Annotated in this window: 10 protein-coding genes; 7 read left to right on the top strand and 3 right to left on the bottom strand. The window is 68.8% G+C overall.

Features of this window, described 5'->3' with window-relative positions; all coding sequences use genetic code 11:
- Positions 1-85: 85 nt before the first annotated feature.
- Positions 86-1,744: an FAD-binding dehydrogenase gene (locus ABLE94_RS20330; protein ID WP_348806535.1), complete on the bottom strand. Its 1,659-nt coding sequence runs from the start codon at positions 1,742-1,744 to the stop codon at positions 86-88.
- 285 nt (positions 1,745-2,029) lie between these two features.
- Here ABLE94_RS20330 and ABLE94_RS20325 point away from each other — a divergent pair, with 285 nt between their 5' ends.
- Positions 2,030-2,986, top strand: coding sequence for an alpha/beta hydrolase (locus ABLE94_RS20325; RefSeq protein WP_348809687.1), 957 nt, complete (start codon positions 2,030-2,032; stop codon positions 2,984-2,986).
- Positions 2,987-3,388: 402 nt separating this feature from the next.
- On the opposite strand, the gene pgfA is transcribed toward ABLE94_RS20325, so the two are convergent.
- Both pgfA and ABLE94_RS20315 read right to left on the bottom strand, forming a co-directional pair.
- Positions 3,389-4,921 (bottom strand): cell envelope lipid trafficking protein PgfA, encoded by a 1,533-nt coding sequence (pgfA, locus tag ABLE94_RS20320; RefSeq protein ID WP_348809686.1) that lies wholly within the window; start codon positions 4,919-4,921, stop codon positions 3,389-3,391.
- A 102-nt stretch (positions 4,922-5,023) separates the two neighbouring features.
- Complete coding sequence (locus tag ABLE94_RS20315) at positions 5,024-6,397, bottom strand: ABC1 kinase family protein (protein WP_348809685.1); 1,374 nt, start codon at positions 6,395-6,397, stop codon at positions 5,024-5,026.
- Between the two features lie 211 nt (positions 6,398-6,608).
- Here ABLE94_RS20315 and nadB point away from each other — a divergent pair, with 211 nt between their 5' ends.
- From nadB to ABLE94_RS20285, 6 genes are all read left to right on the top strand, one after another.
- Positions 6,609-8,291 (top strand): L-aspartate oxidase, encoded by a 1,683-nt coding sequence (gene nadB, locus ABLE94_RS20310; protein ID WP_348809684.1) that lies wholly within the window; start codon positions 6,609-6,611, stop codon positions 8,289-8,291.
- A 111-nt stretch (positions 8,292-8,402) separates the two neighbouring features.
- On the top strand, positions 8,403-9,293 hold the full coding sequence (locus ABLE94_RS20305; protein WP_348809683.1) for a hypothetical protein: 891 nt from the start codon (positions 8,403-8,405) through the stop codon (positions 9,291-9,293).
- 124 nt (positions 9,294-9,417) lie between these two features.
- The gene (locus tag ABLE94_RS20300) at positions 9,418-9,711 is read left to right on the top strand and encodes a metal-sensitive transcriptional regulator (RefSeq protein WP_348809682.1); all 294 of its coding nucleotides are present in this window, start codon (positions 9,418-9,420) and stop codon (positions 9,709-9,711) included.
- 48 nt (positions 9,712-9,759) lie between these two features.
- Positions 9,760-9,963 (top strand): heavy-metal-associated domain-containing protein, encoded by a 204-nt coding sequence (locus ABLE94_RS20295; RefSeq protein ID WP_348809681.1) that lies wholly within the window; start codon positions 9,760-9,762, stop codon positions 9,961-9,963.
- Positions 9,960-10,103, top strand: coding sequence for a hypothetical protein (locus tag ABLE94_RS20290; RefSeq protein WP_348806527.1), 144 nt, complete (start codon positions 9,960-9,962; stop codon positions 10,101-10,103). Before ABLE94_RS20295 ends, ABLE94_RS20290 begins: the two co-directional genes overlap by 4 nt.
- Before the next feature lie 30 nt (positions 10,104-10,133).
- The gene (locus tag ABLE94_RS20285) at positions 10,134-12,413 is read left to right on the top strand and encodes a heavy metal translocating P-type ATPase (protein ID WP_348809680.1); all 2,280 of its coding nucleotides are present in this window, start codon (positions 10,134-10,136) and stop codon (positions 12,411-12,413) included.
- The last annotated feature ends 1 nt before the right edge of the window (position 12,414 follow it).

Genomic DNA, 12,414 nt, shown 5'->3' with positions numbered 1-12,414 from the left:
CGGAGTGGTACGGGTCGCGTGGTCACTCAGGGCACCCTGTGAAAGTTGAGGCCAGGCAATCCTTTTCGGGGCGTACATCGGTGGTTCATCCCCGGGCCACCGCGCGTCCGGCGGCCCGGCCGGAGAAGATGCAGCCACCGAGGAAGGTTCCCTCCAGTGCGTTGTAGCCGTGCACCCCGCCGCCACCGAAACCGGCGACCTCACCGGCCGCATAGAGGCCCTCGAAGACGGTGCCGTCCGGGCGCATCACCGCCGAATCGAGATTGGTCTCCAGTCCGCCGAGGGTCTTGCGGGTGAGGATGTTCAGGCGCACCGCGATCAGCGGGCCGTGATCCGGGTCGAGCAACTTGTGCGGCTTGGCCACGCGGGCGACCTTGTCACCGAGATATTGACGGGCGTTGGTGATGGCCATCAGCTGTGCGTCCTTGGAGAACTTGTTGTCGACGTCGGCGTCGCGGGCGGAGATGATGCGCTCGATCTTCTGCAGATCGAGATCCGGACCGCGTGTGATCGTGTTCATCTTCGCGACCAGCGCGGCGAGGTTGTCGGCCACCACGAAGTCCTCGCCGTGCTCGACGAACGCCGCCACCGGAGCGGGTGCGCCCCTGGCGAGGCGGCTCTTGGCGGCGAACTTCAGGTCCTTGTTGGTCAGATCCGGATTCTGCTCCGATCCCGAGAGCATGAACTCCTTCTCGATGATCGACTGCGTGAGGATGAACCAGGAGTAGTCGTATCCGGTCGACAGGATGGCCTTCATCGTCGAATTGGTGTCGAAACCGGGGAAGTTGGGCGGCGCCAGGCGATCACCGTTGGCGTCGAGCCACAACGACGAGGGGCCGGGGATGATGCGGATCGCGTGATCGGGCCAGATCGGGTCCCAGTTGATGATGCCCTCGGTGTAATGCCACATGCGATCGCGGTTGACCAGGCTGGCACCGGCCGACTCGCTGATCGCCAGCATCCGGCCGTCGACGTGCGCGGGCACCCCCGAGATCATGAACCGCGGGGCCGGACCGAGCCGCTCGACGGGCCAGTTCTCGCGGATCAGGTCGTGGTTGTGGCCGATGCCGCCGGAGGTGACGATGACGGCGTCGCCGCGCACCTCGAAATCGCCGATCACCTCGCGGCTCGACGCCTTCCCGCGTTCGAGGTCGGTCGGCTCCAGGACGGCCCCGCGCACGCCGACCGCCACGCCGTCGTCGACGACGATCTCGTCGACGCGGTGCCGGAAACGGAATTCGACGAGCCCACGACGTTCGGCCTGGAGCACCGGTTCGGCAAAGATGCGGACGACCTCCGGGCCGGTACCCCAGGTGAGGTGGAAACGCGGTACGGAATTGCCGTGACCGTCGGCAAAGCCACCGCCTCGCTCGGCCCAGCCCACCACCGGTGCCCGCAGTCCGAGGTCGTGTAGGTACTGGCGCTTCTCGGTGGCCGCGAACTCCACGTAGGCGCGCGCCCACTGCCGCGGCCAGTAGTCCTCGTCGTCGCGGTCGAAACCGGCCGATCCCATCCAGTCCTGCAGCGCCAACTCCGCCGAGTCGTGGACACCGAGGCGTCGTTGTTCCGGGGTGTCGACCAGGAACAACCCGCCCAGTGACCAAAACGCCTGGCCACCGAGGTTGTTGCGGTTCTCCTGATCGATGAGGATCACCCGGCGCCCGGCCTGGGTGAGTTCATAGGTGGCGACGAGTCCGGCCAATCCGGCCCCCACGACGACTGCATCGGCCTGCTGCTCGGTCACTGGATCTCCTTTGGAAGGGTCGATCATGACCTTATCGGGGTGCCCGGAACCGGTGTGACCAAGTCGACGCGAAACCGTGATAGCTGCAGGTGACGCCGGTCACCCGGGTGCGGCAGGATCGGAGAAAGCACGCGGAGTTCACTTTCCTGCCTTTGCCGCTGTGTTATCGAGCCGTTACTATCGGCCGCGACGGGGTTCGTCCCGGGCGGCACGCCGCCGTACCCCCGCACCATGCCCATATGAACGCGCCCGCTCGGGTCACGATCGTAAGGAAAATCGAATCTCATGCTGACTCGCGCCCGTAAGCGCCTGGTGGCCGCAATGGTGGCGGTCGCCGCCATCGGCGGTGTCACCACGGTCGCCGCGCCGGCCGCACACGCAGCCAACGGCTGCAGTGTCGAGCGGGTGTACTCCCCGGCCATGCACCGCAGTGTGCCGGTGTGCATCGTCTCTGCCGGCGGTAGCAACAAGCCCACCCTGTACCTGCTCGACGGTCTGCGCGCCCCGAACAACAACAGCGGCTGGCTGATCAACACCAACGTCGCCAGCTGGATGGCCGGCAAGGGCACCAACGTCGCCATCCCGTTCGGCGGCGGCGGCAGCTTCTACACCGACTGGCAGTCCCCGGACCCCAAGCTGGGCGTCAACAAGTGGGAGACCTTCCTCACCCGTGAGCTGCCCGCCTACATGGCCAAGAACCACGGCAGTGACAACCGTCGCAACGGCATCGCCGGCCTGTCGATGTCGGGCACCTCGGCGCTGAACCTCGCGTCGCGGCACCCCGGCTTCTACGACGCGGTCGCGTCCTACTCGGGCTACCCGACCGTCACGATGCCCGGCTTCACCCAGGGCATCCAGGCCTCGGTCGCCGACATGGGCGGCAACCCGAACAACATGTGGGGCATCTACCCGGCCGGTGAATGGTTCCAGAACGATCCGTTCCTGTCGGCGGGCAACCTGTCCGGCAAGCACGTCTACGTCTCCGCCGGAACCGGCATGGGCAGCAAGTACGACTCGTCCATCACCCCGGGCAGCGCCAACTTCAACCCGGTGCACTTCGCCCAGATGGTGCCGCTCGAGGTCGCCGCGTCGACCAGCAGCCAGCTCTACATCGCCCGGCTGCGCACCCTGCCGATCCACCTGACCACCCGGATCACCCCGGATGGCGACCACTGGTGGACCTACTGGGACGACACCTTCAAGCAGTCCTGGGCCACCACGTTCGCTCCCGCGTTCTTCTGATCCGCGGATAGGAACCTGGGACCCAAACCAGTTCAACCACAAGGGCCGGTGATCATCACGATCACCGGCCCTTGTTGTTGTGTGTGGTTGTCGTGTGTGGGTTGGTTCCGCTTTCGGTGGGTACCGGCGTCACCTCTGTCGGTGAGGCTGGAGCGCTCGCAACGGCTCCCAGCGGATCGTGCGGGGGTCTCGACTCGGCTCGTCGCTAGCGCTCCTCACCGGCTTGACCGGCGGAAGTGGGGTCGGCTTGAGCGGCGGCGGCCGGGTCTGCACCCAAGCCCGGTGGTCGAGCCGACGCGAGCCCCCCAGGGCGAGCGGCGTGTCGAGACCTCTGTCGGTGAGGCTGGAGCGCTCGCAATGGCTCCCAGCGGATCGTGCGGGGGGTCTCGACTCGGCTCGTCGCTAGCGCTCCTCACCGGCTCGACCGCCGGGGGAGTCCCCGTCCACCGGCCGGAAGTCCTCGTCACCGTCGATCTTGGGGGCCGGGCCCTCCACGCGCGGGATCCGTTGCGTCGGACTGTCCCACAGGTAGGCATTGGCCTCGTCCTCGTCGGACCATTCGTCCACCGGCGAGGCCGGGCTGCGGTGCCGCGCCCGCTGTGAGGCGATGACGGCGGTCGGCGCCGCCGCTGCTGCCGCGGCATGCGATCCGTGCGGCCGGTCGACGACCGTGGGTTCCTCGGAGCCGGTGTACTCGGGGGCATCCGCGGTGGTGTCGGGTCGCTCGACGATCTCGGTGTCGGAGTCGGTGTTCTCCAGGTCATCATCGAGGTCGTCGCCACCATCGCGGCGGCGCGCCCGCCGACCACGCAGGAACAGCAACACCGCGGCGAGCAGCAGTACGGCACCGACGATGCCGAGGATCAGCGGCAGCCAGAAACCGCCCAGCCGGATCTCGTCCTTGTAGCCGGAGGCCTTGCCGGCCTGTTCGGAGACCGTCGCATCGGTGAACTCGAACGTGGTCTTCAGCGCGTCGAGCCGGAACTCGCGGACCGCGGCCGGCGTCGACTCGTCATCCTGGTACGGCGAACGGAAGTACTGGTGCTGGTCTTCGCGGCCGTCGACGATCGTGCCGGTCTGCGGCTCCACCCACAGATCCCGGGTCACCGTGGCATAGCGGTGCATGGAGACCTGCTGCGTCGGGCGGACCCCGCGTCCGCTGATGCCCCACCACCGGGCGGGCATCGTCAGCATCGTGCCCAGGGCCGCCTCGTTCTGCGGGTTGGGCAGTGAGGACAGATCCTTCTCGGGGACCTTCGTCTGGAAGTGGTAGGTCTCGACGCCGTCGATGGTCTCCACCCCGACGAACGTGGCCTCGGTGTCCTGCCTGCTGTTCAGGTCGTAGTACAGGTAGGAGCGCTTCTTGGTGTTGAACGGGAACTTGTACTGGAAGCCCTGCCGGTTGGTCAGCTGCACCGACACATCCTTGGGGTCGACGCCTTCCGGTGCCGCCTCGACCTGCACGGAGCTCACGGTTCCGTTGGGTACCGAGGTCTTACGGTTCACCGAGACCTTGTCGATGCTGGCCGTCAGCAGGCCGTCGTCGCATTCGAGTTCACCACCGGACACCGGGGCCGGTGGCACGCTCTCGTCGCCGTTCGCGTCACGGGTGCGGTCGATGCGCACGGTCTGGGCGGCCTGAACGGTGGCCTGACGGCGGTCCGACGGGTCGACGATGACCGACCGGCGTTGCTGGGTGAGGTGCGCCTGCAGGGTCCGCGCCCGCGACTCGTTGACCGAACAACGGTCGAAGATCACCGCGGGGAAGCGGTCACCGGGGGAGCCGTCGGCGCTCACCGAGGTGGCGTTGGTGGTGATGTCGAGGTCGAGCGGGACGACCTTCAGTTGCGGCACCAACCACAGCGGAACGGCGATCGCCGCCGTGATGCAGGCCACGCCGAGGAATGCCAGCACGGCCGGCAACACTCGCTTCATCAATCGACTCCCTGGGTCGGCGCCGTCGAGCGGGATCGGGATTCGCTCGGGTTTCGTGTCACCACCCTAATGGCGCAGGCCGGTGGACCCACCCAGGACGGGTCAGCGAGTGTGCGCGCGGTCGGCGCGCCGGTCCCGTTCGGCCTCCTTCATGATCCCGGCCATGTACCCGTAGATCTCGCGGTCGCTCATCGCCTTCCACCGCGGTGCGAGCAGCTTCATGTACTTCTCCACATACAGCAGTTGCTTGCCGACGAGGACCAGTTCGCGAGGCAGCCGCGCGTCGTGGGCCCGGGCGATCGCGGCGAGTTGCCGGCCCAGATCGGTGTAACTCATCGCCCCCAGATCGGTCCCCGACAGGGGTGCGGCGACCTTCTCGATGTCGACGCCGCCCTGGGCGGTGGACCCGGGATTGCGGACCGCGCCGAGCAGGAAGATCGCACGCCCCGCGGATTCGTAGTCACCCCTGACGATGAGATCGACGACGAGCTGACGCAGGATGCGGCGGGTCCGCGGGGTGAACCGGCCGACGATGCCGAAATCGAGCAGCACGAGGCGGCCCGCGTCGTCGACGAGCACATTGCCGGCGTGCAGGTCGCCGTGGAACAACCCGCCGTGAAAGGCCGATTCCAGCAGGGACAGCAGCAGGGTGCGGCACAGTGCGACGCCGTCGTGACCGGCCTCGCGGACCGCTTTCGCGTCGTCGATCCGGATCGCGTAGATGCGCTCCATGGTGAGCACCCGGGCCGTGGTGAACTCGTCGTGGACGTGGGGGACGCGGACCCGATCGCCGAACGGTCCCGGTTTCAGGCACTCGTACCACTCCCGCATGGTGGTGGCCTCGTTGCGGAAGTCCAGCTCGGCGGCGAGGCCGTCGGCGAAGTCCTCGACGACGTGGCGGGCGCTGAGCATGCGTCCGTACTCGGAGAGTTCGGCCAGGCCGGCGAGCCGGTCGAGGATCGCCACGTCGGGGGCGAGGCGATCGCCGATCCCGGGCCGCTGGATCTTCACCACGACCTCGGTGCCGTCGGCCAGGGTGGCGGTGTGGACCTGGGCGATCGACGCCGACGCGATAGGCACGGGATCGAAGGTGGCGAAGACCTCCTCCGGCGCGCGGCCGAACTCCTCGACGAAGAGGCGACGGATGTCGTCGGGGTCGGCAGGGGGGACGCGGTCCAGAAGTGACTCGAACTCGGTTGCCAGGGTCTCGGTGAAGACGCCGGGGCTCGATGCGATGAGCTGGCCCAGCTTCACATAGGTGGGCCCGAGATGTTCGAACGTCGTCCGCACCTCGTGTGCGGCGCGGGCGGCGTTGGGTGGGCGCAGGTGCAGTGCATCGACGGCGGTGCCGACGGCGAAGCGGATGACGCCCGCGGCCCCGTGCGCCGCCGTGGTTCCGAATCGGTAGGCCTCGGTCAGTGGTGACACCGGTCGAAGGCCGGTGACGTCCGGGCTGGTGATCTGAGAAGTGTTCATATCGGTGAGGTGCCGCCGTCGTCATCGGGGGGTATCCCGCGTGGGCCGCGGGCTTGAGCGGTCACCGCGGGCCAGTGTACCGAGAGACCCCGGTCACCTCGGGGACGCGTAGAGTGCGTGGCAGAGGTTTTCGACTGGGAATCGAAAACGCCCCCGGATGGTTGAGTCCGGCAGACGCCCGACGATCGGGCACCCGAGAAAGGCGAGTCCGATGGCCGCTGCACTTGCGCCCGTGCCCGCGCACGCCGACCTGGTGATCGTCGGCGCCGGCATCGCGGGGATCACCGCCGCACTGACCGCGCACGCCGCCGGACTGCGGGTGACGATGCTGCACAAGGGGCAGGCATGGAACCCCGATCGCGCCGAACAGGCGACCTCGACCTTCTACGCCCAGGGCGGGATCGCCGTGGTGATGCCCACCAACCCCGACGATTCGGTGGACCTCCACGTTGCCGACACCATCGCCGCGGGGGCGGGCCTCGGTGATCCGGCGGCGACCCGACCCATCGTCGATGCCGGCTGGGCCGCGGTGACCGAACTGATGGCGTGGGGCACCCGATTCGACCGCGACCCGCGTGGCGCCCTGGCCCGCACCCGCGAGGGCGGGCACAGCGTGCGCCGCATCCTGCACGCCGGCGGTGACGCCACCGGGGCCGCGATCCAACGCGCGCTCGGTGCCGCGCTCACCGGCGCGGCACATGACGGCACGATCGAGATCATCGACGATGCCGTCGTCACGCGGGTGCTCACCGACGGCGAGGGGCGGGTCTCCGGTGTCACCTATCTGCGGCACGGGGCATCACACGCGGTGGCGGCCCCGACGGTGCTGCTCGCCACCGGCGGCGCCGGCCACCTGTATCCGGCGACGACCAATCCGGCCGGCGCGACCGGCGACGGGGTCGCGCTGGCGTTGCGGGCGGGTGCGCACGTCGCCGACCTCGAGTTCATCCAGTTCCACCCGACGATGCTCTACACCCCCGGCGAACGTGGCCGTCGAACGCTGATCACCGAGGCCATCCGTGGCGAGGGCGGTCGGCTCGTCGACGTCGACGGCCGGTCGGTCACCGCGGGCGTGCATCCGCAGGGCGACCTCGCGCCGCGTGACGTCGTCGCGAACGCCGCGATCGCCGCGATCGATCGGACCGGACACCCCTGCGTCTACCTCGACATCAGCGGGATCGCCGACGTCGAGCGCCGATTCCCGACGGTGACCGCGGGGGTCGCGGCGGCCGGGTTGTCGGTGCGTTCGGGTCGCATCCCGGTGGTCCCGGGTGCGCATTACCAGTGCGGCGGCGTGGTCACCGACATCCACACCCGCACCGCGGTCCCCGGACTGCTCGCCGCCGGTGAGGTGGCCCGCACCGGCCTGCACGGCGCCAACCGTCTCGCGTCGAACAGCCTGCTCGAGGGCGTCGTGATGGGCATCCGCGCCGCCGGGGTGGCGACGACGGCACGCGGGGAGCGCCGATCGCCGACCGTCGACGCCGCTGCCGCGCCCGACAGCGCCGTCATGAGCGCACCGGTGCTCGATCGCGCCGTGCTGCAGGATGCGATGGGTCGGCATGTGGCGCTCCAACGCGACGCGTCTGGGCTCACCGAGGTCGCCACGCTGCTCGCGGGCGCCCGTCCGGTGCCGCTCGACTCCGTGCGGGCGGCCGAGGACGCCGCGTTGACGATGACCGCGCGGGCCGTGGTCGCCGCTGCCGCCGCCCGCACCGAATCGCGCGGCTGCCACGTGCGGTCGGATCATCCAGGGGCCGCGGCCACCGCGCGATCGCGAGTCTTCGGGCTCGTCGGCGATCAGGTGACCGAGGTGGGCGTGCTGACATCGAGCCCCGCTGAGATGAGCCCCGCTGAGATGAGCCCCGGGGAGGCTGTCCCCCTTTCGGGGTAGCCGCATCGAGGGACCTTTCGTACACTGACCCGCGGGGGTTGTGTGTGACGCTGTCATGGGCGGGAACTCCATCGTTGGACTGCGCGGCACGGCCGGGCGAATGGAGGCTCGATGGACAGCGAAGGTTGCTGGTCGACGGTGGTGAGCTCGACCGCGGAACGGCGCGCGTTGGGACTCCCCGATTCGGCGGGCTGGATGTTGCAGTGCCGCTTGGGGATCGGGCACCGAGGCAACCACGCCACCGATGGTGGCCAGTACCCGCGAGCCGACCGCCGGTACTGGCTGGAGTGGAATGACTTCGATCCGCACGCGCAATCGCTCATCGAACGCAATCCGTGCCCGGTGACCTCCCCGGAGAACGTGCCGTGCCTCTACTTCCACGGCCATCCCGGACCCCACGGATTCGCCCGGTCCAACGGGCACGCCCCCACGGCGCTGACGGGGATCGCGGCCGCCGGGGCCCACGGTCCGTCCGGCGGGCATCACCATGCGTCGCCCGGCTTCCCGCCGCCGCCTGCCGAGCCGGTGCACAGTGGTCCGTCCACCGGTGACCTGCCGGTCATGGCCGCCGGGCACAGTGGTGCACACCGGATGCCCGATCACCTGGTGACCGACCCGGCCGAGATGCCCGAGCCGATGGTGTCTGAGCCGATGGTTTCTGGGCCGATGGGCCCATCGGAGGTCGACGGCCCGGGGTTCTACCGCGGCGGCCGCCGATCCACCGACTCCGCCCCACCCGACGGTCTGCCGCCCTATCAGGGACGTCGTCACGGATTCGACGAGGATACGGTCGAGGCGAGCGCCGGTGCGGCATCGCCGTTCGGTGCGCCCGACGTCCCGAGCACCGACATCCCGAACGCCGGCGTCCCGAGCACCGACATCCCGGGCGCCGAGACTCCGGGCGCCGACTCGGCCAGCCCATCGCTGGATGCCGTCAGTGACGCGCTGAGCGATGTCGCCGCCGCGCTGTCCCGCCTGGCCGACGCGCTGCGCCGGGACTGAACCACGCCCGCTCGATCCTCAGTCGATCCGGCAGGGCTGCCCACTGTCGCATGACCTACCCTAGGGGGGTACCGTTTCGGGTCCGCGTGAGGTATACCTGTAGGGGGTATAGAACGGAGTCGTCATGGATCACGCCGAACACGGCTACATCGAGCGCAAGGACGATTACCTGCGTCGCCTGCGCCGGATCGAAGGCCAGGCGCGCGGATTGCAGCGGATGGTCGAGGAAGAGCAGTACTGCATCGACATCCTCACGCAGGTCTCGGCGATGACAAAGGCCCTGCAGGCGGTCAGTCTCGGCCTGCTCGAAGAGCACATGAACCACTGTGTGCTGCAGGCCGCACACGAGGGCGACGACCAGGGCAAGGCCAAGATCGACGAGGCCGTCCAGGCGATCAGCCGACTCGTCCGGTCCTGACACATCCACGTCCCGACACACTTTCACCACTCGACCAAGGAGAGTTCGATGACGAATGAGACCTACACCGTGACCGGTATGACCTGCGGACACTGCGCGGCATCGGTGCGCGAGGAACTCGAGGAGATCGCCGGCGTCACCGGCGTCGAGGTGACGGTCGACTCCGGAACCGTCGAGGTGACCAGCGAGGCGCCGCTCGATCGTGCCGACGTCGAGCGGGCCGTCACCGAGGCCGGCTACCAACTGGTGTGAACGGCTGGGCCGCGAACACGGCCGCGCGCATCACCGCCTTCGCGGTGGCGCTCGCGGTGGTCTTCTCCATCGCCTTCGCGGTGGGACACGCCTGGGCACCCACCGCCGGCGCCGATCACCACACCGACATGCAGCACTGAAGAGAACACGGATCAGCACGGAGGTCACTGATGGCCGCGATCGAACGGGAGCGCGTCGACTTCGACATCTCGGGTATGACGTGTGCGTCGTGTGCCAACCGCATCGAGCGCAAGCTCAACAAGCTCGACGGCGTGCAGGCCAGCGTGAACTTCGCGACCGAACGCGCACACGTCGACCATCCGGCCGATATCGCGTCCGACGAGCTGATCGACGTCATCCGGGCGGCGGGTTACGACGCCGCGCCGGTGATGGATCGGCCGGCCACCGATGAGCCGGATTCGTCCCGGGACTCCCACGACTCCCGAGATGCCGAGTTCGCCGCGCTGCGTTCGCGGGTGATCATCTGTGCGGCACTGTCGATTCCGGTGGTGACACTCGCGATGGTGCCGGCCTGGCAATTCACCTACTGGCAGTGGCTGTCGCTGACCTTGGCCGCGCCGGTCGTCGTCTGGGGTGCGTGGCCCTTTCACCGGGCCGCGTGGCGCAACCTGCGTCACGGCACCACCACGATGGACACGCTGGTGTCGATGGGCACCCTCGCCGCATTTGGATGGTCGCTCTACGCCCTGTTCTTCGGCACCGCGGGCGAGCCGGGGATGACGCACGGCTTCGATCTCATCCCGCAACGCTCCGATGGGGCGTCGAACATCTATCTCGAGGCCGCCGCCGGTGTCACCACTTTCCTGCTACTCGGGCGATACCTGGAGAACCGCGCCAAGCGCACCGCCGGTGACGCCCTGCGGGCCCTGATGGAGTTGGGGGCGAAGGACGCCGTGGTGCTCCGCGACGGCGTCGAGACGCGGGTTCCGATCGAACAGCTCGCCGTCGGTGACGAGTTCGTCGTGCGCCCCGGGGAGAAGATCGCCACCGATGGTGTTGTGGTCGAAGGGGTGTCGGCGGTCGATGCCTCGATGGTGACCGGCGAGTCGGTGCCGGTGGAGGTGGCGCCTGGCGACGAGGTGACCGGCGCCACCCTCAACGCCGGTGGGCGACTTCGGGTGCGTGCCACACGCGTCGGTGCCGACACCGCGCTGGCGCAGATCACCACCATGGTCGCCGACGCGCAGGCCGGCAAGGCGGCGGCGCAACGGCTGGCCGATCGTATCTCCGCCTGGTTCGTCCCCGTCGTCATCACCATTGCCGTTGCCGCCCTGGGATTCTGGATGGGATCGGCGATCGCCACCGGAACGTCGATCACCTTTGCCGTCACAGCGGCGGTCTCGGTGCTCATCATCGCCTGTCCCTGTGCGCTCGGCCTGGCCACGCCGACCGCGCTGATGGTGGGCACCGGCCGGGGCGCTCAACTGGGCATCCTGCTGAAGGGCCCGGAGGTGCTGGAGAACACCCGCCGCGTCGACACCATCGTCCTGGACAAGACCGGCACGGTCACCACCGGCGTGATGCGATTCGACTCGATCGCGGTATCCGACGGCGCCGACGCCGACCACCTCCTGGCGGTCGCCGCGGCCGTGGAAGCCGCATCGGAACATCCGATCGCCGCAGCCATCGTCGATGCTGCGCACGAGCTTTCGGTGAACGGCCGACCGGTCGACGCGGTCGTCGATTTCGTCGCCGTCAAGGGTGCCGGCGTCACCGGCATCGTCGGTGACGAGAAGGTGCGGGTGTGCAGCCCACGTGAATTCGGTGCCGCACTACCGGCGCCGCTGGCCGCCGCCGTCGACTCGGCCCACGAGCGCGGCTCGACCGCGGTGATCGTCACGATCGACGGCGGCGGTGAGTCCGGACTCGGCGTGATCGTGGTCGCAGATGAAGTGAAAGCGACCTCCGCGCAAGCCATCTCGGAGTTGACGGCGATGGGTCTCACCCCCATCCTGTTGACCGGCGACAATCCGGGGGCGGCCCGACATGTGGCCGCGCAGGTCGGTATCGATGAGGTGCACGCCGAGGTTCGCCCCGAGGAGAAGGTCTCGGTCATCGGAGAGCTTCAGCGGCAAGGACATTCGGTCGCCATGGCCGGTGACGGGATCAACGATGCCGCCGCGCTTGCCCGGGCCGACCTCGGGCTCTCGATGGGCACGGGTACCGACGTGGCGATCGCCGCCGCCGACCTCACCATCGTCGACGGTGATCTGCGCAAGGTCGTCGACGCCATCCGGCTGTCGCGTCGGACCCTTCGCATGATCCACGAAAATCTCTTCTGGGCCTTCGGCTACAACGTGGCCGCCATCCCGGTCGCCGCGGCCGGGTTGCTGAATCCGATGATCGCCGGCGCGGCGATGGCGTTCTCGTCGGTGTTCGTCGTCGCCAACAGCCTGCGGTTGCGGGGGTTTCGTTCGGCGGTGAGGTGAC

The sequence above is a fragment of the Gordonia sp. VNK1 genome, from assembly GCF_040049135.1.
GTDB classification, from domain to species: domain Bacteria; phylum Actinomycetota; class Actinomycetes; order Mycobacteriales; family Mycobacteriaceae; genus Gordonia; species Gordonia oleivorans.
This window is presented reverse-complemented; position numbering and strand designations above follow the sequence as displayed.

Excerpts from the sequence above, each read along its gene's own strand:
- ABLE94_RS20305 (WP_348809683.1), top strand. The coding sequence starts at position 8,403 with ATGGACAGCGAAGGTTGCTGGTCGACGGTGGTGAGCTCGACCGCGGAA.
- ABLE94_RS20285 (WP_348809680.1), top strand. The coding sequence starts at position 10,134 with ATGGCCGCGATCGAACGGGAGCGCGTCGACTTCGACATCTCGGGTATG.
- pgfA (WP_348809686.1), bottom strand. The coding sequence starts at position 4,921 with ATGAAGCGAGTGTTGCCGGCCGTGCTGGCATTCCTCGGCGTGGCCTGC.
- nadB (WP_348809684.1), top strand. The coding sequence starts at position 6,609 with ATGGCCGCTGCACTTGCGCCCGTGCCCGCGCACGCCGACCTGGTGATC.
- ABLE94_RS20325 (WP_348809687.1), top strand. The coding sequence starts at position 2,030 with ATGCTGACTCGCGCCCGTAAGCGCCTGGTGGCCGCAATGGTGGCGGTC.
- ABLE94_RS20295 (WP_348809681.1), top strand. The coding sequence starts at position 9,760 with ATGACGAATGAGACCTACACCGTGACCGGTATGACCTGCGGACACTGC.
- ABLE94_RS20300 (WP_348809682.1), top strand. The coding sequence starts at position 9,418 with ATGGATCACGCCGAACACGGCTACATCGAGCGCAAGGACGATTACCTG.
- ABLE94_RS20315 (WP_348809685.1), bottom strand. The coding sequence starts at position 6,397 with ATGAACACTTCTCAGATCACCAGCCCGGACGTCACCGGCCTTCGACCG.